Below are 22,867 nucleotides of genomic sequence, written 5' to 3'. Positions count from 1 at the left end.
GCAATCTGACTGTCTGGGGCCGCCCATGTCTCACCCGAGCTTTACGGAGTACTTCAACGAATCCCACCAGATGGCCCGCCTGACCGCGCGGCGTTTTGTCGAACGCGAGGTCAGGCCGTACATCCAGGATTGGGAGGAGGCCGGCCTGTTCCCGCGCGAGCTCTACCGCAAGGCCGGGGAGCTCGGCCTGCTCGGCATCGGCTACCCGCAGGAATATGGCGGCTCGGGCGACGATGTGTTTCTCAAGGTCGCCGTCAGCGAGGAGTTGATGGCGGCCGGCTCGGGCGGTTTCGTCGCCAGCCTGGGTTCGCTCGACATCGGCCTGCCGCCGGTGTGGCGCGCAGGCTCGGATGCACTGAAGGCCCGCATCGTGCCGCCGGTGCTGGCGGGCGAGAAGATTTCGGCGCTGGCGATCACCGAACCGAGCGGCGGCTCTGACGTGGCCAACCTGAAGACCCGCGCGGTGCGCGATGGTGACCACTACATCGTCAATGGCGCCAAGACCTTCATCACCTCCGGCACCCGCGCCGATTACTACACCGTCGCCGTGCGCACCGGCGAGGCGGGTTTCGGCGGCATCTCGCTGCTGCTGATCGAGCGCGACACGCCCGGTTTCAGCACCGGCCGCGCGCTGAAGAAGATGGGCTGGTGGGCGTCGGACACCGCCGAGCTGTTCTTTCTGGATTGCCGCGTGCCGGCCGCCAATCTGATCGGCGGCGAGAATCTCGGTTTCTACACCATCATGTCCAATTTCCAGTCGGAGCGGCTCGCGCTCTCGGTGATGGCCTACATGACGGCCCAGCTGGCGCTCGACGCCTGCCTGGCCTATGTCACCACGCGCGAAACCTTCGGCAGGCCGCTCGCCAGGCATCAGGTCATCCGCCACAAGCTCGCCGAGATGGCGACCCAGGTCGATGTCGCGCGCGAATACAGCTACCGCTGCGCTGCGCGGATGGCGGCCGACATCCCGGCGGTGCGCGAGGTGTCGATGGCGAAGAACTTCGCGACCAGGGTGTGCGACGAGGTGACCTACGAGGCGGTGCAGATCTTCGGCGGCATGGGCTATATGCGCGAATCGCTGGTCGAGCGGCTATACCGCGATGGGCGCATCCTGTCGATCGGCGGCGGCACCCACGAGATCATGAACGAGATCATCGCCAAGCAGATCGGCCTGTGAGCATCGGTTTGGCCGACGCTTCCGGTGAGTCAATTTGTCAGTTTTCGCAATCGTTCGGGCTGGCTGGGCGGTGCGATACTCGTTGGCAGTCCAATTCACGGGAAACGCCATGTCCTACCGCTCCATCTTCCGCCCCGGCCTGTTTGACGGCCAGGTTGCCATCGTCACCGGTGGTGGCAGCGGCATCGGCCGTTGCACCGCACATGAGCTGGCTGCGCTGGGTGCCCGCGTGGCCCTGGTCGGCCGCAAGCTCGACAAGCTGAAGAGCGTCGAGGCCGAGATCGTGGCGCGCGGCGGCCTGGTCAGCTGCCATGCCATCGATATCCGCGACGAGGCATCGGTACAGCTGGTGATCGGCGACGTGCTGGCCACGCACGGCCGCATCGATGCGCTGGTCAACAATGCCGGCGGCCAGTTTCCGATGCCGCTAGCGGCGATGTCGCTCAATGGCTGGGAGGCGGTGGTGAAGACCAACCTCACCGGCGGCTTCCTGATGGCGCGAGAGAGTTTCGGCCAGTGGATGAGCCAGCACGGCGGCGCCATCGTCAACATCGTGGCCGACATGTGGGGCAGTATGCCGATGATGGGCCACTCGGGCGCGGCGCGCGCCGGCATGGTGTCGTTCACCGAGACGGCGGCGGTCGAATGGGCCGCAGCCGGCGTTCGCGTCAACGCCGTCGCCCCCGGCTATATCGCGTCGAGCGGACTGGAGAAATATCCGCCAGAATTCGCCAGCTTCCTGAAAAAGGCGCATACCAGCATCCCCGCCTACCGGCTCGGCACCGAATCGGAAATCTCGGCGGCGATCGTCTACCTGTTGTCCGAAGCGGCATCGTTCATCACCGGCGCCGTGCTGCGCGTCGATGGCGGACGCCCCAACGGCCGCATCGGCTGGGAGCCGGTTGCTCACGACAAATCCAGGCCTTTCAACGGTTTCGACCTGGCGCAGCCGCCGAAGATACTCGGCGGCGAATAGGCCGGGCGCGATGAGGCAAGGGGCAACGCCTGTCCATCGCTCCGTATTTTGCCCTGATCAATAGCTGGGTTAGCCACGGCCTTGTGGCGCAGCTCGCACTTGAGCGTAGCGCCCGCCATCGATCAGCAACGGGGGCGAGTTGGTGCTGGACGTGCCTGACGCCGAACCGGAGTAGGTCGAGGCCGGGGCCGAACTACCGCTGGCAGATGCCCGGTGTGCCCGAGGAAGTAGGCGTTGTCGTGAGGCGCATGGGGCGACGGCAGCCCATGGCGGCATGCTTGATCTGGTCTGAGGTACTTTTCCGTCCCACCAACGACGACGTGCGCCACCCGTCGCCGCTGGTCCCGCTTCAGTGGGTATGGAAGAAGGCTGCTGCCCCGGCCAGCGGGGCCATGCTGGCATCGAGCGCCTGCGCGTGGTCGGCGATGGTGCTGACGCGCGCGCGCGAGGCCTCGGTTTGTGCCGCGATCTTTTCCACGTGATGGGCAATCGTCTGCAGGGTGGCATCCTGTTCCTGCAAGGTCCGGGCCATCTCGTTGATGCGTGACAGGGTGTCTTCGGCTTCGCGCTGGACCTTGTGCATCAGCGACGAGATGCTCTCGCTGCTGCCGACGCAGCTTTCGATGGCGCTTTGGCTGTTGCCCATGGCGGCATGGGATTCATCGGTTTCGCGCACGACGGTATCAATCAGCCGGCCAATGTCGACGGTGGCGGCCGAGGTCCGTTCCGCGAGCTTGCGCACCTCGTCGGCCACCACGGCAAAACCCCGGCCCTGCTCGCCGGCCCGGGCGGCTTCGATGGCAGCATTGAGCGCAAGCAGATTGGTTTGGTCGGCGATTTCGCGGATTACCCGCACGATCTGCGTGATTTCGGATGAATGCACCTTCAGCTTGTGCACGGTCTGCTCCACCTCCTGGATCGAGAGCATGGTCTGGCGGGTGTGCTGCGTCGAGTCGGTGACATACGACAGCGCATCGACAGTCCGCTGATAGGTGTCCGAGAAGGCGTGCTGGGCAAGCTGGCTGATCTCCGAGACATGGCCCAGACTGTGGGTGAACTGGCCGATCGCCGTGGCGGTCGCGTTCGTGGCGCTGGCCTGGATGTCGGCCGCCTGCACGCCCTGCTGGCTTTCCTCGACGATTTCGTTGGCGGCCTGGCTGGTGACGCGCACGCGATCCTGAATCTGCCCGATCAGGCCGGCCAGGGTCTCGCGCAGGTGGTTATAGGCCTGCTGGGCTTCGCCGATCTCGTCGGCGGAGTCGACACTCATCGGTTGAGTCAGGTCGCCTCCCGCCATGCGCTTGATCGCGGCCGCCAGGCCGGTGACCGAGCGGGTGAGCCGACGGCTGATCAACCAGGCGAGAGAGCCGGCCAGCAGCAACGACATCGCCGCGATGATGGTGAAGGTGGCCGCGGTGCGTTGTGACGCCGCGACGCTTTCATCGCGTGCTGCGTGCATGCGGGCCTTTTCCGTCGCCAGCAGCTTGCTGGCAGCCTCGATGATCTTGCCGAACTTGCCGTCGGCTGACTGGATCAGCATCGACGTCATGTTCGGATCGACGCCGATCATGTCGACGCCCTGCACGGCTTCCTTCTTGTAAGCCAGGATGCCGGCCAACGCCTCTGCCGCCAATGCACGCTGGGCGGCCGGCACCGAGGGCAGGCGCTGGAATGCGTCAAGGCGCTGGGCCAGCTCGTCGAGCCGCGCCAGTTGTGCCTTGGCATGGCTTTCCACCTTGGCGGCATCGGCATTGTTCTGCACCATGGCCAGCAACTGGTAGAAGCTCGTGCGCACCTGATCGAGATCGAGCGTGACGCCCGCCACTTGCTCATACTCGGCAAACTGGTGCTGCAGCAGGTCCGACAGATGTTGATTCTGCGTGCGGATGCCGATCAGCCCGAGCGCGCTGACGATGACGAGGAACACCGCCATCAGCAGCGACGGCAGGATGACCTTGAGACGTACCGAAAGTCGAGTCATGTGTGGCGCGTTGTGCGTTGGAGAAGGGACGGAAGGCAAACGATGCGCTGCGCGTTATTTGTACACGCCGCTGCACAGGATGACGTCGTCCGCTTTCTCGCAATAGGCCTCCTTGGGCATCACCTTCTTCGTCAGCGGGTCGGTGAACTTGTAGTCCTGCCAGAATTTGCCGCGGCTCTTGGCAAGCTCGACGCGCTCCTTGATGAATTCCTTGCCGTCCGGGTCTTTCAGCATGATCAGGTCTTTTCCGGCCTGTTTGTCGTTCTGGCCGTGCGCCAGGCATTTGCCGTTCAGATCGTAGGCGACGACATACAGATCGCGGTCCACAAAGCTCTTGCTCGGCGCGGTGAACTCCTTGAGCGCGGCGGGCTTGCCATGCTGTTTCATGTAGGCCACCGCCTTCTTGACCATGGCTTCCGCCTCCGGCTTGGTGGCGCGGGCCTCTTCCGCAGAAGCCATGTGAGACAGCATGGCGAGGGTGATCGCAAGCGGGGCAAAGAGATGTTTCATTTCGGTGTCCTTGTGGCGGTGCGGGCATGTTGCTGCCGAGGTGGGGGTGGTCCTGGGGGGGGCTTGCCAGTAGTAGGTATAGCACTTTCACGCCGGACTGCATGGCGGGCGGGGCACCCGGCCGGCAACGCTTACACCCGCCAAATATCCAGCTATCATATCCTTATCCGAATATCCGGCGGGCCCGGTGCAGCTGAACTGGGCGACCATCATGAAGACTTCTTTCCTTTTCAAGCATCTGGCCTGCCTGCTTGGCTTCAGCCTGGCGCTGCTCGGCCCGGCCAGGGCCGCCACGCCGCTGCAGATATACACGGAAGAGTGGCCGCCCATCACGTTTTCCGAGAATGGCAAGCCGGCTGGGCTGGCGGTCGAAGTGGTGCAGGCGATCCAGGCCAGGCTTGGGCAGGCCGATCCGATACGCGTGGTGCCATGGGCGCGGGCCTGGGCCATGGCCACCAACAACCCCAATGTGCTGCTGTTCACCGTTACGCGCACGCCGGAGCGCGAGGGGCTGTTCACCTTTCTCGGGCCGGTGGCCGTCGGCACCACCGACTTCTACGCGCTGCGCGGCGCCAACATCCGCATCCGCAATCTCGACGATGCGCGCGAGCTGCCGAGCATCGGCGTGTATCACAAGGCGGTCGAAGAGCAGCTCTTGCTCTCCAAGGGCTTCACCAACCTGGATACCGCCGCCACGCCGGCCGTCGCGGCGCGCAAGCTGGCGGCGGGGCGCATCAGCGTCTGGTGCAATGCCAACCTGACTGCCCACAGCATCATGGATAGTGCAGGACTGGACCCGGCGACGATCGAGAAGGTCTTCACCATCCAGGAGAACTGGTTGTACCTGACCTTCTCGCGCGGCACCGACCCCAAGCTTATCGACAGCTGGCAGCACGCGCTGCACGAACTCAAGCAGGACGGCACGTTTGAACGCATCTATCGGCACTGGCTGCCGGGCAACCCGGTGCCGGAAATGCTCGAACGCTTCGGCTCGCCGTGAGCCTCGGGCCCGCGATATCCGCGTGGAATCAGGCTAATCGACCTCGAATTCATGAACGGGGCCAAAACGGCACCCAGCCCGGTGTTGCGAGGCGCGGTAGCCGGTGCCAGTAGGGTCTTCACGCTGTTGGCATGAATGCAGTCAGGCCCAGGCTGCAATGTGAGATAGCGGGTCGGCTATCTGCCAACGGTATCACACCGACACCGGCCGGTAAGGCTGGGGTCGGCTACCAGACTGGCTTTACCTTGTTGTTGGTGATTCGAATATCTGTTTGTCGATATTCTTTACAGTCATGCGCTCTGCATGAATCGTGATTTTCATAAGCGTATGAAATGATTTGATATATTTTTTGTGGTACGGATATTGCTTGCTTTGATTTGATAATTTGTTTTGACGCATATCCGAATGCCTGGTGCTGCCAGGATGGACCACAAGGAAACCCGATGAAGACCGCAATCTCCGCTCTCGCCCTGTGCTCGGCCCTGCTGGCTGGTTACAGCGTTGCCGCGCCGACTTATCAATATGACTACACCTACAACGGCAGCCAGCTGACCACCAATCAGTCCGCCGCGGGCAACCAGCTGTCGGCAGGTCAAACGGTCGGCCTCAAGATGCGCACGCTGGGCAACGACTACTGGGCATCTCCGGCTACCACGATGCTGTGGGCACCGATCGCGATGCAAGATCAGGGCACACGCATCGGCAACCTGAGCTGGACCTTCTCGCTCAACGGCGCGACCGTCGGCTCGGGCAGCTACACCGGGCAGGGCAGCTCGTTCGCACACATCGGCAACTTCATGAATGTGCCGACCGCCATCCATTTTGACGAATTGAGCTGGGTCTTCACGCTGACCAGTTCGACTGTCGCAACGAACACGCTGGGTGGCCTGTACTTCGCGCCGAGCCCGTTCGTCAACTTCGGCGGTGCCGTACCGGCCTATGTCGTGGTGCCCGATCCGGTGGCCGCACGCATCCCCGAGCCGGGCTCGCTTGCCCTGCTGGGCCTTGGCCTCGCGGCCGTTGCGCTGAGCCGCAAGGCAAAACGCCAGGCCTGAGCGGCCTCCCCGTTCGACACCGGCAGCGGCCCATGTGGGCCGCTGTTTGTTTATCTGGACGTTGCTGGCGCGAGGTCAGCGGCGCAGACCGATCGTATCGGCGTGATAGCTGGGCAGGCGCTCGCCGCAATGCATGCAATAGTGTGCAAGCGGGGCATGGCCTTCGCTCAGGCAGCCGGGGCAGGTGCGGGTGGTGGTGGGCTCCTGCAGCCGTTGCGCCGCCATTTCGACGGTGACGATGCCGGTGGGCACCGCCAGCGTGCCCCAGCCCAGCAGCAGCATCATCGACGAGATCAGCCGGCCAAGATCGGTCTTGGGTGTGATGTCGCCAAAACCGACGGTGGTCATCGTGGTGATGGCCCAGTAGATGCTGGTCGGGATGTTGATGAAGCCGTTCTCCGGCCCTTCGACCACGTACAGCACGGTGCCCATCACCACCACGATCATCAGCACCGCGGACAGGAACACCATGATCTTGCGCGCGCTGGCCTTGAGCGCGTAGCCCATCGACTGGTATTCGGCCACGTAGGCCGTCAGTTTGAGAATTCTGAACACGCGCAACAGCCGCAACACGCGCACATCGATCAGCACATGGCTCTCGGGGACGAGCAGGGCCAGGTAGGTGGGCAGCACCGACAGCAGGTCCACCATGCCGAAGAAGCTCGTCGCATAGCGCCAGGGGTGCGGGGCACAGACGAGCCGGGCCAGGTATTCGAGCGAAAACAGCAGCGTGAACAGCCACTCCAGTTGCTGAAACTGCTCGCCGTGGCGCGTGTGCAGCGCGGCGACGCTGTCGGCGATCACCACGATCACGCTCAGCATGATGGCGCCGATCAGCAACAGGTCGAACAGCCGGCCCGCGCGCGTGTCGGCTTCGAAGATGATGATGTACAGCCGGCGGCGCCAGCCTGCGTGGGGTTGGGGGAGAGGACCATTGGCCAGGGGGGTGGGCTTGGGCATATCATCATTCCGCGTCAGGCGATACGATCTGCATTGTAACCAGTCCACGCCCCGCGCCACCGTTTGTGAATGACGCCATGACCCCCAAACCCAATTCGACCTGCCCGCTGTGCTACGGCCCCAACCAGTGCGCGCCTGCCCGCAGCGGCAGCTTCGACACGCCCTGCTGGTGTACCGATGCGCTCATCGACCCGCTGGCCCTGGCGCTTGTCCCCGACGCGCAGCGCGGCGAGGCCTGCCTGTGTCCGCGCTGTGCTGCGGGCGATCGCGTCCCGGGCCATCGTGCCCCGGACAAACATACCGCGGGCCTTCCACCCGCGCCCACGGTGGCGAAGTAGTGCGCGACGCAGGCATTGCCGCCTACAATTCAATCTTCCCGGGCAGGCGCGGCCCCTGTGTGAGCCCGCTCCCTCGCGGCTTGCCGGCCGCCCGCAAGCCGCGCCGGTATTGCCCCGCTGCCCGATAAAACAAGAGAAAGACTGCCATGCCCGATTCCAGCTACATCCATGACCGCATCCGCACCGTGCCCGACTGGCCGCAGCCCGGCGTGCAGTTCCGCGACATCACGCCGCTGCTGCAGGACCCGAAGACCTTCCGCGTGCTGGTCGACATCTTCGTGCACCGCTACATGGATTACGACCTCGACCTGGTGGCCGGTGTCGACGCACGCGGCTTCATTCTCGGCGCGGTCATCGCCTATGAGCTCAATCTCGGGTTCGTGCCGATCCGCAAGAAGGGCAAGCTACCCTACCTGACCGTCAGCGAGGAATACGAGCTCGAATATGGCAGCGCCACAGTCGAAATCCATACCGATGCCTGCAGGCCCGGCGACCGCGTGCTGCTGATCGACGACCTGGTGGCCACCGGCGGCACCATGATCGCCGCCGCCAGGCTGCTGACCAAGCTCGGCGCCAGTGTGGTCGAGGCTGCCGCCATCGTCGACCTGCCCGAGCTCGGCGGCTCGAAGCTGGTCAAGGCGCAGGGGATACCGCTCTATACCGTGTGCGACTTCGCGGGGCATTGAGCGGTTTGACTGGCAATCGGGGGTAGATGCCGGCTGGTGGCCTACCTGGCCGCATTCACCCCGATGAACGGCACGGCGCCGCTCGCCACCGTCTGCGGCAGCTTGCCGTCCCATTTGTCGATCGCCAGCTTCTGGTTCTCGATCTCGCGCAGGCGGATCAGCTCGGCGGTCACTTCCTGCTTCTGCAGCTTGAGCGCTTCCGCTTCGGCGCGTGCCTGGGTGACTTTCTGCTCTGCCTCGATCTTGATGCGTTCGAGGTCGTTGTTGGCCTTGAGCTTGAGCTGATCGGCCGTGGTCTTGGCCTCGATGGCCTGGGCGAAGGCGTGCGAGAAACGGAAATTGGTCACCGAGAATTCGTCGATCTCGATGCCGTGCCGCCCGAGGCGTTGCGCCAGCAGGCTGCGGATGCGGTTGCGCACGTCCTCGCGCTTGGTGATCAGTTCCTCGGCCGTGTACTGTGCGGTGACGGCCTTGAACGCCTCCTCGACGGCCGGGTCGATGATCTTGGCCTCCACGTCGAGACCCACGCCCTGGAAGGTCAGCGCCACCTTGCTGGGCTGCAGGTGGTAGTTCAGCGCGATCTTGGTGGTGACCTGCTGCAGGTCGCGCGAGGCGGCGTCGCCCTCGGTCTCCGACTTCATCACGCGCACGTCGATCTTCGTCACGCTGTTGACGATCGGCACGATCAGGTGCAGGCCTTCGTCGAGCGGCACCGTGTCCACCTTGCCGAAGGTGGTGACGACGCCGCGATGCCCGGCGGGGATCACGGCGAAAGGCGAGATCATCCACAGCACGACCAGCGCGCCGATCAGGATCAGCAGCCCGCGCCCCGCACCCGTTACATTGCCTGTAATTTCCATGTTTTCTCCGTGATGGCGCGCCTGTCGGCGCAATGCGTATTAGCGTAGCAGAGGCTAATACCGTTGCGGAGCGCCAGTTGCATGGCAGTCTGGGGCCGGGCCGGCAGCGGGCGGGGGCCAGTCGTGGCGGACAGGGTATAATTGCGGGATTCCGCTCTGCATGTTAAGGCCCAGCATGAACCACGAAGACATCATTGCCGCTACCCGCCTGTGGCTCGAAAAGGCGGTGATCGGGCTCAATCTGTGCCCGTTCGCCAAGTCTGTGTATGTGAAGAATCAGGTACGCATCGTGGTGAGCGAGGCGCGCCACATGGATGCGTTCCTCGAAGAGCTCGACCGCGAGTTGCAGTTCCTGGCCGAGGCCGACCCGGAGCAGGTCGACACGACCCTGCTGATCCACCCGACGCTATGGCCGGATTTCGAGCTGTTCAACGATTTTCTCGAGCTGGCCGATCAGGCTGTCGTCGATAACGACCTCGATGGCGTGCTGCAGATCGCGAGTTTCCACCCGCATTTCCAGTTCGCCGGCACCGAGCCCGACGACATCAGCAACTTCACCAACCGTTCGCCCTATCCCACGCTGCACCTGCTGCGCGAAGCGAGCATCGAGCGCGCGGTCGAGGCATTCCCCGACGCGGCCGAGATTTTCGAGCGCAATATCGAGACGCTCAACAAGCTCGGCCTGGCGGGCTGGATCGCACTCGGCCTTGCCGCACCGAACAAGCCGGAATGACGGGCGTGGCGCCGGCGCCTGGCGCTAGACCGCCGTGCCGGTAAAGAAGCGCTCGCGCATCTCTTCCAGGCCTAGCGTCGCCAGCACCTCGTTGAGGCGCTCGGCCGGGCGGCGGCGCGGCAGGTTCTTGTAGCTGGCGACGATCAGCTCGTTCTTCATCGAGTGTTCCCAGCCGACGAGCTCGGTCACGGTTACCTGGTAGCCATGCGCTTCGAGTTGCAGGCAGCGCAGCACATTGGTGATCTGGCTGCCGAATTCGCGCGTGTGGATCGGGTGGCGCCAGATCTCGGTCAGCGCGCTTTGCGCGAGCGAGCGGCCCTTGTTCTTGCGCAGCACCGAGGCGACCTCGGCCTGGCAGCAGGGCACCAGCACGATGAAGCGCGCCTGTTTCTTGAGCGCGAAGTGAATGGCGTCGTCGGTCGCGGTATTGCAGGCGTGCAGCGCGGTGACGACATCCACCGTGGCGGGCAGCTGCTCGGATTCGGTCGATTCGGCCACCGACAGGTTGAGGAAGGACATGCCGCCAAAGCCCAGCCTGTGTGCGAGTTCCTGCGATTTGTGCACCAGTTCGTCGCGGGTCTCGATGCCGTAGATGTGCGACTGGTCCTTCAGGTCCTTGAAGAACAGGTCGTAGAGGATGAAGCCGAGGTAGGACTTGCCGGCGCCGTGGTCGACCAGGCTGACGTCCGGATGATCCTTCCTGACCTCCTGCAGCAGCGGCTCGATGAACTGGTACAGGTGGTAGACCTGCTTGAGCTTGCGGCGGCTGTCCTGATTCATCTTGCCGTCGCGGGTGAGGATGTGCAGCTCCTTCAGGAGCTCGATCGACTGGCCGGGACGGATTTCGTGCTTGTCTTGCATGATACTTGCTTTCTCAATACTGGCAGGGCGCAACCGCCCCTGCCGGCAATATACGCGAGCGATTGCCCGCCGGCTACCGGCCAGTCGGGCAAGCAGCTGCTATGCTCAATATGTAATAGCCACAAGCCATTTACATGGAGTCGAATATGAGTGACACACTCTATGCACCAGCCATGTCGGCTGCCTGCGATGTCAAATCCATCGACACGCTGGACGCCGAACTGTACCGGCGCGACGAGGCCAATACCGGCTCGGGCGTGCAAGGCAATACCCCATCGGTTTCCTCCACCCCGCCCGACGCCGACCGTGGCCGCGCACAGGATGTCGATGCGGTCGGCCACGCCGAGTCGACCGATATGCGCGTGCAGGAGTTTGCCGCAGGCGGCCATGCCGCCACCCAGGCGAGCCCGCGCCGCAACGGGGCACAGGCCGGCACGCGTGACCTGCTCGACAGCGATGTCGTGTCTCCTGCCAACCCGCGCGAGGGGCCGGCTGGCGGCGTGCCCAGGCATTATTGAGCGCCAGCTGTACTGAAGCGGTGCGGCATGGGCTTGCCGCAAGCCGGGCAGCGTGATGCGCCGTCGCCCGTCGTCACTCACCAGTACTCGCCAGACCGATCGCGCAGGGTGGGGATGGACCCTGGCCCGCCGGCGGCCTTGCCGTCTCAAACCCGCGGAGTGGCAGCCTGACGGCGCTCGGGCTGGCACCCCGCGCTGGCGATCATGTCCCGCCCATTGAGGAGAGCCGTTGCTCGCAGCCTTGCAGCAGCGCTTGCTGACACACGCCACGCGTCTATTGTTGACGGTGCTGCTGGTGATCTGTGCGCTGGGTTTCTGGGCATTCAACCGTGTCCCACGGCCCGGTCTCCAACCTCATGCTGCGCCAGCTCAGTGGCGGCGATGGCCTACTGGACCCTGCGCCCCTTCTATAGCGCCGATACCGCCTACGCCAGCCTGCAGCACTTTGGCGAGAGCGGCCGGGCGCTCTATCTGCACTTTCTCGGCGCGGATCTGCTGTTTATGCTCGCTTACGGGCTTGGCCTGTCGATGCTCCTGAGCCGGCTGCTGGTGGTGCAGACGCGCGACCGCAGCCCGTGGCGCCGGCTGGGCCTGTTGCCGCTCGCCATCGCGATGGCGGATCTGCTCGAAGACGGCGGCATCTTCGCCATGCTGCAGGCCTATCCGCAACCGCTGCCCGGCATCGGCACCGTGGCCGGGGTCATGACCGCGGCGACGCACGGGCTGACTGCGCTGCCCCTGGGCTGCCTGCTGCTGGCGCTGGGGCGTTGGCTGGTGCTGTGGTGCTTATTCACGCGCTGTGCCGCGTCAAATTGACCGGCGGTCATCAGCTTCGCTAGACTGCTCCTCCTTATTCCATAAGAGGAGGAGACAACGATGTCGGCGACCTTGGTGGCCCTGCTGGGTTATGTGCTATGGACGATGCTGTTGCTGTTCGTGGTGATCAATTGGCGCGGCATGCAGGTCATGTTCGGCGGCAAGCGCATCGATGCCTTCCCGGCCGACCAGCCGCACGGGGGGCCGATCTGGTATCGGCGGCTGCTGCGCGCGCACATGAACAGCCTGGAGACCCTGCCGCTGTTCGCGGTGGTGGCGCTGACCGCGGCCGTCACGGGCGCATCGGCGTGACCGATGCCCTGGCGCCGTGGGTGCTCTATGCGCGCATCGCGCAGTCGACGATCCATCTGCTGCAGGTCCGTCCGCAGCTGATCTGGCTGCGTTTTGCGGCTTTCCTCACGCAGTTCGCGCTCATTGCGTGGATGGCGGTGCGCCTGCTGGGCTGGGCGTGACGCAGCTTGCCTGGGCCAGGGTGGCGCAAGGCCGCTCATAGCGCCGCGTGGCGGGCGGCTGAGTGCGCCGCTCAGCTCCCCTGCTCGGCCGGCTTGTCGCTCATGGCCAGGCTGCTGGCCTGCGCCGGGGCATGGGCGAGGGCGGTGCTGTCGCCGAGATTGCTGGCCAGCTGCGTCATGCTGGTCTGGACTGCCGCGCACAGCGGCAGCAACAGGACCGCGGTCAGGCTGGCGGCGATCAGGGTCTTGGTGATCAGGCTGTTCATTTCTTGGCTCCCGTGTCTGATTTCGATGGAGCCAGATTACGGAGCACGCGGCCGCGTGGCTTGCGGTTTGCGACGAATTGCGGAAAACGGGGGGCGAAGCGTCGCAGGTGGGGAGGAATGGCGCCAGCGTAGCACCAGTTGAGCCGGATCAAGTACGGGCGGTATGCCGCTGCCGGGCCGGCACTGGCTCGCTATATGCTTTATAAAGACTATAGTGCTGACTGATGCGCCGTACCCCGACAGCGCGGCGCGACCCGACGAGACTCGCATGGACCGAAACGACTTGTTGGCCCTGACCCGGGCCGCTTTCTTGCAGGCCTTCCACGATGCGCAGAGCAAGATGCTGCGCGGCGCCTTCGATCACCTGTTCAGCAAGGCCGAGGTGGCGCGCTCATCGCAGGAAAGCCGGCAACTGATGGATGCGCGGGTGGTGCTGTCCGGCCACGAGGCGGCGCTGCAGCAGCACCTGTGCAGCACCATGGAGCAGTTGATCAACCGGAGCTTCCAGACCGCCTACAGCACCTTCCGCCCATCGTTCTCGTCCGTCGGCGGGTTGAGCGGGCTGTCGCTGATCGACACCCAGGCGGTTGACGACGAGCTGCGCATCGAAGCCTTCACGCGGCTCTTGCGGGACGAGGCCGAAGAGCCGCTGCGCGACCTGAACATCCGCATCGCCCTGCTGTTCGAGCAGGACAACATCAAGGAGCGCGAAAACCCGTTCCGCCCCTATCTGTTTTCGCGCTGCATCGTCACCGCCGTCGAGCAGCTGAAACAGGCTGAGGACGTGGCCTCGCGGCTCATCGATCAACTGGTCGAGGAGCTCAGGAGCGAGATCGCCGGCATTTACGAAGTCCTCAATGCCTTGCTCGCCCGGCATGGCATCGCGGCCGAGCTGATGTTGAAGATACGCAAGTTTCCGCACCATGCGGCCTCGTCCATCCTGCCAGCGGCGGACATGGGCGCCTCCGGCGACGTGCAGCCACTGCTGCCGCAAGCGGCCGCCGCCATGCCGGCTTATGCCGTGAGCGCGCTGGCGCCGGCTGCCAGCCAGGAAGATGCGCTGCTCAAGTGGGTGCAGCAGGCCTCGGCCCAGGATCTGCTCGGTGCGGATGCCGTGATGGTGGCCAGGGACGGCGAGGAGGGCATGGCGCTGCTGCCGGCCTCCCAGCCCAGGGACGCCGTGGCGCCGCGCAGCGACAAGCCGGGCTGGCTGGCCGGCGCGCCCATCGTCGGCAACGTGTTGCGCCGGCTGTTTTCGGGCGGCGGCGCGGCAGTGGGTGCCGCGGAGGCAGCCGCATCCGGCCCTGAGGGCCTGCCGACGGCCACGGTCAGCGCCCCATTGGCGGGCTCGTTGGCCAGCCTGCAGCAGGCGGTGCTCGATGATGGCGAGCCCTGGGTCGACGACAGCGGTGCCGTGCGCAACCTGGTGATGGAGCAGCGCTCGGCGCTGCGCGAGGCGTCGGACGACGTCAACCAGCAGATGATCATCGATGTCGTCGCCATGCTGTTCGAGTTCATCTTGCGCGACAGCCAGGTGCCGGCCGAGGTGCGGGCCCAGCTGGGGCGCCTGCAGATACTGGTGTTGAAGACGGCGCTGCAGGACCCCGCGCTGTTCACCCAGAAACACCATCCGGCGCGCCTGCTGGTCAACCGCATCGGCTCGATCTCGCTCGGCCTGCAGCAGGTGGACCCGAGCGGCGAGCGCATGACCGCCGAGATCTGCCGCATCGTCGAGGCCCTGCTGGCCGACGAGCGCGAGGGGCTGGCGCCGTTCGAACGTATGCTGGATGAGCTCGATGCCTTCATCGCCAGCGAACTGCTGGCGCGCGACGAGCGCGTAGGGCGCGCGGTGACGGCGATGAGCCACGCCGAGAGCCGCACGCTGCGCTTCGCGCGCATCACGGCGATGCTGGCAGAGGCGCTCTCGGGCCTGACCATCGACGACCAGCTGCATGGCTTCCTGGTCAACTCCTGGGCGCGTGCGATCGAATTCGCCGAACGCGACGATGCCGTGCGCGCCAGGCGCTATCGTCTGCTGGTGCCGGACCTGATTTGGAGCATCGTCCCCAAGGTGGCGGAGCAGGACCGCAAGCAGCTGGTCGTGCTGCTGCTGCCGATGCTCACCGGGCTGCGCGAGGGGCTGGCCCGCATCGGCTGGAGCGAGGCCCAGCAGAAGCCGCTGATGGACTGGCTGGTGGAGAGCCACCAGCATGCGCTGCACATCACCCAGGTAGCGGGCATCGTGCCCTCGCTGGCCGATATCCATGCCCGCTTTGCACGGTTTGTCGATGGCGACGCCAAGGAGGATGCACCGCAAGCGGTGGTCGAGGTCGACCCCAAGCTGCTCGACGAGGCGCTGGGCGAACTCGAGGGCGAGCTCGAAGTCATCGACCGCAAGTTTCAGGCGCTGCTCGACGAGCCCCCTGCCGTTGCCGCCAGCCCGGCCGCGCTGGCCGCTGGCGAGGCGCCGCCAGAGCGCGATGACGAGGTGCTGGCGCGGCTCAAGAGCGGCATCGCGATCGAGCTCAACCTCGATGGCAACCCCAATATCGCTCGCCTTCACTGGGTCAGCCAGAATGCCTCGAACCTGGTGCTCAGCGTCGACAGCCAAAGCCCTCCTGCCGTCGTCAGTGTGCGCATGTTCCAGCGCCTGCTGGCGAGCGGCCGCGCGCGTTTTCTCGAGGCGGCGCCGCTGTTCGAACGCGCGATCGCATCGTTGCTGCAGTCGGCCGACCGGTTGGACAGCGGCGCGGCGGTTCTCAAGCCTGGCTGAGCCTGCGGCCGTCAGACCTTGACTGCCCGCCGGGCGGCCACGTCCATGCCTTGCAGGGTCTGCCTGAGGGTTTGCTGGCCGGTGGTCATGCGTCCCAGCTCGACCGCCAGTTCGAGCGACAGCTGCGGCCAGTTGGCGAAATGCGGCTCAGTGCCCATGCGGTGCTCGATGGCATCCAGCGTGACCGGGAAATGGCGAAGCGGGTTGGTCAGGCCGTCGCCCAGCTGCCTGATGCGCGGGTCGTCGAAACTGCTGCGCCGCGTCGGCGTGGCCCCGCCGCCGAGCAGGCTGGCGCGCGCGGTGACGTCGGCGCTGGTAGCCCACTGCAGGAATATCCAGGCGGCATCGACATGCCTGCTGCGGCGCGACAGCATCATGCAGCTGCCGCCCTGGTGGCTGATGCCGGGTGCCTCGTCAAAACCGCACTGATCCGGCTGCCGCAACGACAGCTCACGCGGCGGTGCGGCGGCCTCGGCCAGGCCGACGATCTTCGACAGCTTGGGGTCATCGAAGCTCGGAAAGTATTCGCTCCAGCCCAGGTACAGGCCGGCCAGCCCCTGGCGGAAACTCTGCGCCTGACCTTGCCAATCCCAGCGCGACACGGCCTTGGGCATGTAGTTGCCGAGCTCCAGCATATAGGCCAGCGCCGCTTCCGCGCGCTCGTCGCCGAGCGTGGGCTGCTTGTCGGCGCCGAACAGCGAGCCGCCATGCGCCCACAGCCAGGCGGTCATTTCGCATTCGAGCGCGTAATGCCCTGATTTCCATTGTCCGGTAGTGCCGTACAGCGCGGGAGCCTTGGCGCGATGAATGGTGCGGATGGCCGTGAGGTAGTCGGCCAGCGTGCGTGGCGGTTTGAGCCCGAACTCATGCAGCACGTCCTTGCGGTACATCATGATCAGGATCGGGATGTCGAACGGAATGCCCACCAGCTGCTTGCGGTACGATGCCGTATGCTCCACCAGCGGCGCCAGGATGTCGTCGAAGCGGTAGTCGGGGTAGGCGAGGTCGGCCCGGCCCAGCAGCTCGTGCGGGTCGGCCGCCTCGCCATGCAGCAGCCCGAGCCAGGAGTGGTCGCAATAGTAAATGTCGTAATGGCCGCTGCCTTGCGCGACATCAGTGGTGACGCGGCTCAGCACCTCGCCCAGCGAATGCAGCTCCCATTCCACGTGGATGCCGGTGAGCGGCTCGAACTCCTGCAGCATCAAGCCCCTGATGACCTTGCACGGCGGAGTGTCCTCGCTCACTACGTGCAGGGTGGTGCCCTGCATGCTGCGCCCGACATCGCGCAGGAAGGCTTTCTGGTCGCTGCCCGAGGTGACTGCCGATTGCGGCCCGACGGTGGCCGCGATGGCCTTGCCGCTCAGCACCGGGGCCTCTCGCCGGCAGGCCGTGAGCAGGCCGCCCATCCCGAGGCCTGCGGCGGCACACAGCTGCAGGAAGCGGCGCCGGCTCAGCTGCCCTTGTCGATAGCTGCGGGCGGCATCGGCCACCGCCTGCAGGGTGGGGCGCGGGTCCTCGTTCATCTGCTTCCAATCGGCTTCGGCCATCCCATGTCCGCCATTGTCGGCCGGCATGGGATGATCAGCAAAAAATATATTATCTATCTGAAGCATAGCCCGGATTTTTTGTCACGCAGACCTGCTCAAACGAATGGGTTGGGGCTTGAATTGCGTCCGACAAAACCCATCTCAGCCAGATTGCGCCGACGCATACAGGCGTCGCCACCCCCGCCCACGGAGAGAAGCATGCCCCCGCGTAGTTTCCTGGTCATCGCGACCAGCCTGATCGCCTTGCTGCACGCCTATATCGGCTGGCAGATCCTGCCCGACCTGCCGTTCGGCACGACCGGCCATATCGCCGGCATCGCCGGGCTGGTGCTGTCCACACTGCTGATGCCGCTTGGCTTGCTGTCGCGCGCCATCCATCGTCAGCCGCTGTCAGACCGGCTGGCCTGGGCCGGGCTGCTGGCGATGGGACTGTTCTCGTCGCTGCTGGTGCTGACGGTGCTGCGCGACCTCAGCCTGTTGGCCGTATCGGCACTGCTCCCGGCAATGCTGCCGCGCCTGCTTACCCCGAGTGCCGAGGCGGTGCTGCTGCTGGCCGCGCTGATCACGCTGGTGGGCCTCGTCAATGCGCGCCGCCGCGCCCGCGTCAAAGACGTCGACGTGCCGCTGCGCGGCCTGCCCGAGGCACTGAACGGCTTCACCATCGCGCAGATCAGCGATATCCACGTCGGCCCGACGATCAAGCGCCGCTACCTGGAGCAGATCGTCGATGCCGTGAACGCGCTCGATGCCGACCTGATCGCCGTCACCGGTGACCTCGTCGACGGCAGCGTACCCCAGCTGGCCAGCCACACCGCGCCACTCGAACGGCTCGTGGCGCGCCATGGCAGCTATTTTGTCACCGGCAACCACGAGTACTATTCTGGTGCTCACGCGTGGATCGCCGAGCTGCGCCGGCTGGGCCTCACCGTGTTGATGAACGAGCACGTGGTGGTCGAGCACGGGGGCGCATCGCTCGTCGTCGCCGGCGTCACCGACTACTCCGCCCACCAGTTTGATCCCAGCCACCGCAGCGACCCGCAGGCCGCCCTGGCCGGCGCGCCGGCCGATGTAGCCGTCAAGCTGCTGCTCGCACACCAGCCACGCAGCGCCAGCGCCGCCGCCCAGGCCGGCTTCGATCTGCAATTGTCCGGCCACACGCACGGTGGCCAGTTCCTGCCATGGAACCTGTTTGTCCCGCTGCAGCAGCCATTCACGGCCGGCCTGCACCGGCTGCAGGCGCTGTGGGTCTATGTCAGCCGCGGCACCGGCTACTGGGGGCCGCCCAAGCGCTTCGGTGCGCCATCCGAGATCACGCGGCTGCGCCTCGTGCCGGCGGCCGATTGAGCGGGCCGGGCGAGCCAGCGATGATGGCTGGCACGGATCCATCCGACAGCAACCCGGCACCGGGCATGGGCGCGCCCGGCAAGATACTCGTCAGCGCCTGCCTGCTCGGCGCCAATGTGCGCTACAACGCGATTCCGTGCGGCGCCGTCGCGCCGATCCTGGCGCAATGGCTCGGCGAAGGCCGCGTGGTGCCGGTGTGCCCCGAGGTCGCCGGCGGCCTGCCCACGCCGCGCCCAGCGGCCGAGATCAGCGGTGGCGATGGCCGTCGTGTCTGGCTTGGCCAGGCCCGTGTCATGACCACCGCCGGGGACGACGTCAGCCGGGCCTTCCAGGCCGGCGCGCAAGCCGCGCTGGCGCTGGTGCGCAGCCATGGCATCCGCATCGCCGTGCTCAAGGCGCGCAGCCCGTCCTGCGGCAATGCGCAGATCTACGACGGCAGCTTCAGCGCCACCAGAATCGACGGCATGGGCGTCACCGCCGCGCTGCTGGCCGAGCATGGTGTGGCCGTGTTCAACGAGGACGAGCTGGAGCAGGCCGATGCCCTGCTTCGACGGCTCGAACGCGGTTGATCGTGGCCGCGTTGCCGTGATACAGTCCGCCCCGTCCTAGGGGAGTAGCCGTTCCGCGAATGCGACGGAAGCCCGCGTCAACACACTTGGTCTCCTGACCATGGCGCCGGCGGCGACCAGCAGATCCTTCATCTGCCGGCACCTGGCAAGACCTTCGACTCGATACCCGCCGGCATGGGGCCGCGGTGGTATTGGGTTGAAGCGTTTTGTACGGCCCCGTAAGGAATCCCATGGAAGCATTTCTGATCTCCACCGGCGTCGTGGCGCTCGGTGAAATCGGCGACAAGACCCAGCTGTTGGCACTCCTGCTGGCGGCGCGTTTCCGCAAGCCGGTGCCGATCATCGCCGGTATTTTCGTCGCAACCGTCGTCAACCATTTCCTTGCCGGCTGGGCGGGCACGCTGGTCGCGCACTGGCTCGGCCCGCAGGCCATGCGCTGGGTGCTCGGCGTGTCGTTCATCGCCATGGCCGCGTGGATCATGGTCCCGGACAAGCTCGATGACGACGAGGCCAGGTTCAACGATAGCCTGGGCGTGTTCGGCGCGACCGTGCTGGCCTTCTTCCTCGCGGAAATGGGCGACAAGACGCAGATCGCCACGGTGGCGCTGGCGGCCAAGTTCCAATCGCTGATCCCGGTGGTGTCTGGCACCACGCTGGGCATGCTGCTTGCCGACGTGCCGGCCGTATTCATCGGTGATGCCATGTCGAAAAAGCTGCCGCTGAAACTGGTGCACGGCATTGCGGCACTGCTGTTCGCGCTGCTTGGCCTGGTGGTGCTGTTTGGCGTCGATGCCTCGCTGTTTGGCGGCTGACGCGGCTGGCCGGCTGCCGTGCCGTCGGGCGCGGGCAGCCGGTCGCTCTCATCCTTGAACCTGACGCCAGTCAGGCCGCGCGCCGCTTGCGGCAGCCTGCACGGTTTGCGCTCGGCGTCGCGCTAGCCCCGGCCACCGGGGCGCATATTGGAGATCCCGTTGCGCTCGGCATCGCTGCGGCCGACGCGTGGCTGCCAGCGCAGGTCGCGACGACAGCCCCGGCCGCTCGCCGATCGGCATCACCACGCTGCGGACCGCTTGTAGGCGTAGCCGCGCCTCGATCAGGCCCGCCGCCCGCCGTTGATGCAATGCATAACAAGAAACCTTCCTGCGGCACAGGTTGTCAGACTGGATGCGGTTGTCTTGCCGAAGCGAGTCTGCAACACTGTGCGGACTGAACGGCTAGCGGTACCTGCCATGCGTGGCAAGGCTGGCGCGGGCTGCCGGGCCGTGCTGAGGTCCGGCTGACGGCTTTGACGGCACGGCGGCTGCTACAGGAAGAGGAGATCGTCATGCCGCTCGATCGGGCTTGCCGGTACGAGCGTCTCGCTTCCCCATGCGGCGCCGGGGCCTCGCCGGGATGGGCAACTGTACTGCTGCATCTTGAATTCGGCTGTGCCATACCCACTTCATCCCGATTGGCTACAATCAAACCCTTCCCAGACGGCGCCAGGCCATGAGCCCAACCGCATTCACCCATGAGGCTGCCCCATGAACGTCCCCTACCTGACCACCGCCCAAAAAGGCCCGATACTCGAACTCGAGCGCCGCATTCTCAGTGCCATGCCGCAGATCGAGCATTGGTTCCGCACCCAGTGGCTGGAGCATTCGCCGCCGTTCTATGGCTCGGTGGACCTGCGCAATGCCGGCTTCAAGCTGGCGCCGGTGGATATGAATCTGTTTCCGGGGGGCTTCAACAACCTCAACCGCGATTTCATGCCGCTGTGCGTGCAGGCGGTGCAGTCGGCGCTGGAAAAGGTCTGCCCCGATGCGCGCAGCCTGTTGCTGATCCCCGAGAATCACACGCGCAACACCTTCTACCTGCAAAACGTCGCGACCATCCAGTACATCCTCAAGCAGGCCGGCCTCAACGTGCGCCTGGGCAGCATCTCGCCCGAGATCACCGCGCCGACCGAGGTCACCACGGCCAATGGCGACACGCTGCTGCTGGAGCCGGTGAAGCGCAGCGGCAACCGCGTCACGCTGCCCGATTTCAATCCCTGTGTGGTGCTGCTCAACAATGACCTGTCGGCCGGCATCCCGCCGCTGCTCGAAGGCATCGAACAGAACCTGCTGCCGCCGCTGCATGCGGGCTGGTCCACGCGCAAGAAGACCCACCATTTCGCCGCCTACGACGAAGTGGCCGACGACTTCGCCAAGCTGATCGGCATCGACCCATGGCTGATCAACCCCTACTTTGACCGCTGCGAAGGCATCGACTTCCATGAGCGCAAGGGCGAGGAATGCCTCGCCGCCAAGGTGGAACTGCTGCTCGACCGCATCGCCGAGAAGTACAAGGAATACGGCATCACCGAACAGCCCTACGTCATCGTCAAGGCCAACGCCGGCACCTATGGCATGGGCGTGATGAGCGTGAAGAGCCCGGACGAGGTGATCGGCCTCAACCGCAAGCAGCGCAACAAGATGAGCGTGATCAAGGAGGGCCAGGAGGTGCACGAGGTCATCGTGCAGGAAGGCGTGCACACCTTCGAGAGCATCAACGACGCGGTGGCCGAGCCGGTGGTCTACATGGTCGACCGCTTTGTCGTTGGCGGCTTCTACCGCGTGCACACCGGCCGCGGCGTCGACGAGAACCTCAACGCGCCCGGCATGCATTTTGAACCGCTGTCGTTCGAGGCCCCCTGCAGCCTGCCCGACTGTGGCGCCGACCCGGACTGTCTGCCCAACCGCTTCTACAGCTATGGCGTGGTCGCCCGTCTGGCGCTGCTCGCCGCGAGCCTCGAGCTCGAACAGACGGCTCCGGCCGAAGAAGAAGCCTACCGGGTGGCCGTGTGACGCGGGCACCCCAGCTGGCCACCAGCACAGCGCAGGGTCGCGGCCAATGACGCTCGAACAGCTCGAAGCGCTGCGTGCCGAGTGCCGCGCTATGGTCACGCGGCGCGCCGGCCTGTCGGCTGGCGCCGCGGTCGTCCCCTTGCTGGGCATCGACATCGGCGCTGATGCCGCGTTGCTGCTGGAAATGATCCCGGCCATCAACCGCAAATTCGGCCTGACCCCCGAGCAGATCGACACGCTCGATCCACAACTCAAGAAGATCATGCTGGTGGCCATCACCAGCATCGGCAGCGAGATGATCGGCAAGGTCGTCACGCGGCAGCTGATCATGCGCGCCCTGAGCCGCATGGGCGTGCGCCTGGCCGGCAAGTCAGCGCTGAAGTTCGTACCGCTGCTCGGCCAGGCCGTTGCGGCATCGATCAGCTTCGGTGCCATGCGCATGATCGGCAACGCCCATGTCGATGATTGTTACGAAGTCCTCAAACGATCTTTGCCGGCAACCCAGCCATAGCGCTGCAATCGAGACGATTGGCCGCCCGCCCTGGGTGCCCGTTGCCGCGCCAGTTCGCCTGAACGGGGCTGCCTGCCTCGTTGTG

Annotated in this window: 24 protein-coding genes, 1 pseudogene and 1 riboswitch; of the genes and pseudogenes, 17 read left to right on the top strand and 8 right to left on the bottom strand. The window is 65.4% G+C overall.

Translation table 11 applies throughout. The annotated features are described in order from the left end of the window. The first annotated feature begins 25 nt into the window (after positions 1–25). Positions 26–1,177: an acyl-CoA dehydrogenase family protein gene (locus tag ABWL39_RS18335; protein ID WP_367794759.1), complete on the top strand. Its 1,152-nt coding sequence runs from the start codon at positions 26–28 to the stop codon at positions 1,175–1,177. A 109-nt stretch (positions 1,178–1,286) separates the two neighbouring features. Next, positions 1,287–2,153: an SDR family oxidoreductase gene (locus ABWL39_RS18330; protein WP_367794756.1), complete on the top strand. Its 867-nt coding sequence runs from the start codon at positions 1,287–1,289 to the stop codon at positions 2,151–2,153. A gap of 349 nt (positions 2,154–2,502) precedes the next feature. Here ABWL39_RS18330 and ABWL39_RS18325 read toward each other — a convergent pair whose 3' ends face one another. Beyond that, positions 2,503–4,134 (bottom strand): methyl-accepting chemotaxis protein, encoded by a 1,632-nt coding sequence (locus tag ABWL39_RS18325; protein ID WP_367794753.1) that lies wholly within the window; start codon positions 4,132–4,134, stop codon positions 2,503–2,505. Positions 4,135–4,188: 54 nt separating this feature from the next. Next, positions 4,189–4,644, bottom strand: coding sequence for a cache domain-containing protein (locus tag ABWL39_RS18320; protein ID WP_367794750.1), 456 nt, complete (start codon positions 4,642–4,644; stop codon positions 4,189–4,191). 211 nt (positions 4,645–4,855) lie between these two features. Here ABWL39_RS18320 and ABWL39_RS18315 point away from each other — a divergent pair, with 211 nt between their 5' ends. After that, a complete protein-coding gene (locus tag ABWL39_RS18315) occupies positions 4,856–5,644 on the top strand; it encodes a substrate-binding periplasmic protein (protein ID WP_367794747.1) in 789 nt (262 codons plus the stop codon). Between the two features lie 443 nt (positions 5,645–6,087). After that, entirely contained in the window at positions 6,088–6,699 is a 612-nt protein-coding gene (locus ABWL39_RS18310; protein WP_367794744.1) for a PEP-CTERM sorting domain-containing protein, read from the top strand. Between the two features lie 75 nt (positions 6,700–6,774). On the opposite strand, the gene ABWL39_RS18305 is transcribed toward ABWL39_RS18310, so the two are convergent. Next, entirely contained in the window at positions 6,775–7,659 is an 885-nt protein-coding gene (locus ABWL39_RS18305; protein WP_367794741.1) for an ion transporter, read from the bottom strand. A 77-nt stretch (positions 7,660–7,736) separates the two neighbouring features. Here ABWL39_RS18305 and ABWL39_RS18300 point away from each other — a divergent pair, with 77 nt between their 5' ends. Together ABWL39_RS18300 and ABWL39_RS18295 are read left to right on the top strand one after the other, a co-directional pair. Further along, positions 7,737–7,997 (top strand): cysteine-rich CWC family protein, encoded by a 261-nt coding sequence (locus ABWL39_RS18300; RefSeq protein WP_367794738.1) that lies wholly within the window; start codon positions 7,737–7,739, stop codon positions 7,995–7,997. 146 nt (positions 7,998–8,143) lie between these two features. Beyond that, positions 8,144–8,683 carry an adenine phosphoribosyltransferase gene (locus tag ABWL39_RS18295; RefSeq protein WP_367794735.1) on the top strand — a complete coding sequence of 180 codons (540 nt, stop codon included), beginning with the start codon at positions 8,144–8,146 and terminating at the stop codon, positions 8,681–8,683. Between the two features lie 41 nt (positions 8,684–8,724). Here ABWL39_RS18295 and ABWL39_RS18290 read toward each other — a convergent pair whose 3' ends face one another. Continuing rightward, a complete protein-coding gene (locus ABWL39_RS18290) occupies positions 8,725–9,543 on the bottom strand; it encodes a prohibitin family protein (RefSeq protein WP_367794732.1) in 819 nt (272 codons plus the stop codon). A 175-nt stretch (positions 9,544–9,718) separates the two neighbouring features. Between ABWL39_RS18290 and ABWL39_RS18285 the strand changes: the two genes are divergently transcribed. Next, complete coding sequence (locus ABWL39_RS18285) at positions 9,719–10,276, top strand: DUF1415 domain-containing protein (RefSeq protein WP_367794729.1); 558 nt, start codon at positions 9,719–9,721, stop codon at positions 10,274–10,276. A 24-nt stretch (positions 10,277–10,300) separates the two neighbouring features. Here the strand turns inward: ABWL39_RS18285 and ABWL39_RS18280 are convergent, their stop codons facing one another. Continuing rightward, on the bottom strand, positions 10,301–11,137 hold the full coding sequence (locus ABWL39_RS18280) for an SAM-dependent methyltransferase (protein WP_367794726.1): 837 nt from the start codon (positions 11,135–11,137) through the stop codon (positions 10,301–10,303). 146 nt (positions 11,138–11,283) lie between these two features. On the opposite strand from ABWL39_RS18280, the gene ABWL39_RS18275 reads away from it, so the two are divergent. The 4 genes from ABWL39_RS18275 to ABWL39_RS18260 all read left to right on the top strand — a co-directional run bounded on the left by ABWL39_RS18275 (position 11,284) and on the right by ABWL39_RS18260 (position 12,944). Continuing rightward, a complete protein-coding gene (locus tag ABWL39_RS18275; protein ID WP_367794723.1) occupies positions 11,284–11,655 on the top strand; it encodes a hypothetical protein in 372 nt (123 codons plus the stop codon). Between the two features lie 381 nt (positions 11,656–12,036). Further along, on the top strand, positions 12,037–12,471 hold the full coding sequence (locus ABWL39_RS18270) for a hypothetical protein (protein ID WP_367794720.1): 435 nt from the start codon (positions 12,037–12,039) through the stop codon (positions 12,469–12,471). Positions 12,472–12,531: 60 nt separating this feature from the next. Next, positions 12,532–12,783 (top strand): MAPEG family protein, encoded by a 252-nt coding sequence (locus ABWL39_RS18265; RefSeq protein ID WP_367794717.1) that lies wholly within the window; start codon positions 12,532–12,534, stop codon positions 12,781–12,783. Continuing rightward, the gene (locus ABWL39_RS18260) at positions 12,780–12,944 is read left to right on the top strand and encodes a hypothetical protein (RefSeq protein ID WP_367794714.1); all 165 of its coding nucleotides are present in this window, start codon (positions 12,780–12,782) and stop codon (positions 12,942–12,944) included. Before ABWL39_RS18265 ends, ABWL39_RS18260 begins: the two co-directional genes overlap by 4 nt. A gap of 71 nt (positions 12,945–13,015) precedes the next feature. On the opposite strand, the gene ABWL39_RS18255 is transcribed toward ABWL39_RS18260, so the two are convergent. Continuing rightward, positions 13,016–13,210 carry a hypothetical protein gene (locus ABWL39_RS18255; RefSeq protein ID WP_367794711.1) on the bottom strand — a complete coding sequence of 65 codons (195 nt, stop codon included), beginning with the start codon at positions 13,208–13,210 and terminating at the stop codon, positions 13,016–13,018. Between the two features lie 268 nt (positions 13,211–13,478). On the opposite strand from ABWL39_RS18255, the gene ABWL39_RS18250 reads away from it, so the two are divergent. After that, complete coding sequence (locus ABWL39_RS18250; RefSeq protein WP_367794708.1) at positions 13,479–15,983, top strand: DUF1631 family protein; 2,505 nt, start codon at positions 13,479–13,481, stop codon at positions 15,981–15,983. An 11-nt stretch (positions 15,984–15,994) separates the two neighbouring features. Here ABWL39_RS18250 and ABWL39_RS18245 read toward each other — a convergent pair whose 3' ends face one another. Next, complete coding sequence (locus ABWL39_RS18245) at positions 15,995–17,530, bottom strand: ABC transporter substrate-binding protein (RefSeq protein ID WP_367794705.1); 1,536 nt, start codon at positions 17,528–17,530, stop codon at positions 15,995–15,997. Between the two features lie 198 nt (positions 17,531–17,728). On the opposite strand from ABWL39_RS18245, the gene ABWL39_RS18240 reads away from it, so the two are divergent. The 3 genes from ABWL39_RS18240 to ABWL39_RS18230 all read left to right on the top strand — a co-directional run bounded on the left by ABWL39_RS18240 (position 17,729) and on the right by ABWL39_RS18230 (position 20,255). Beyond that, positions 17,729–18,874: a metallophosphoesterase gene (locus ABWL39_RS18240; RefSeq protein ID WP_367794702.1), complete on the top strand. Its 1,146-nt coding sequence runs from the start codon at positions 17,729–17,731 to the stop codon at positions 18,872–18,874. Between the two features lie 23 nt (positions 18,875–18,897). Next, entirely contained in the window at positions 18,898–19,443 is a 546-nt protein-coding gene (locus ABWL39_RS18235; RefSeq protein ID WP_367794795.1) for a DUF523 domain-containing protein, read from the top strand. Positions 19,444–19,470: 27 nt separating this feature from the next. Then, positions 19,471–19,649, top strand: a riboswitch (yybP-ykoY riboswitch). 24 nt (positions 19,650–19,673) lie between these two features. Continuing rightward, complete coding sequence (locus tag ABWL39_RS18230; RefSeq protein WP_367794699.1) at positions 19,674–20,255, top strand: TMEM165/GDT1 family protein; 582 nt, start codon at positions 19,674–19,676, stop codon at positions 20,253–20,255. Positions 20,256–20,386: 131 nt separating this feature from the next. Here the strand turns inward: ABWL39_RS18230 and ABWL39_RS18225 are convergent. Further along, positions 20,387–20,522 (bottom strand): annotated as a pseudogene (locus ABWL39_RS18225) (ethanolamine ammonia-lyase light chain EutC); the annotation flags it as partial. 444 nt (positions 20,523–20,966) lie between these two features. On the opposite strand from ABWL39_RS18225, the gene gshA reads away from it, so the two are divergent. Then, the gene (gene gshA / locus ABWL39_RS18220) at positions 20,967–22,271 is read left to right on the top strand and encodes a glutamate--cysteine ligase (RefSeq protein ID WP_367794696.1); all 1,305 of its coding nucleotides are present in this window, start codon (positions 20,967–20,969) and stop codon (positions 22,269–22,271) included. A gap of 46 nt (positions 22,272–22,317) precedes the next feature. Then, positions 22,318–22,782 carry a hypothetical protein gene (locus ABWL39_RS18215; RefSeq protein WP_367794693.1) on the top strand — a complete coding sequence of 155 codons (465 nt, stop codon included), beginning with the start codon at positions 22,318–22,320 and terminating at the stop codon, positions 22,780–22,782. Positions 22,783–22,867 lie beyond the last annotated feature (85 nt).

The sequence above is a fragment of the Chitinivorax sp. PXF-14 genome, from assembly GCF_040812015.1.
GTDB lineage: Bacteria > Pseudomonadota > Gammaproteobacteria > Burkholderiales > SCOH01 > JBFNXJ01.
The sequence above is the reverse complement of the archived record's forward strand: the minus strand, read 5'-3'. Positions and strand labels throughout refer to the sequence as shown.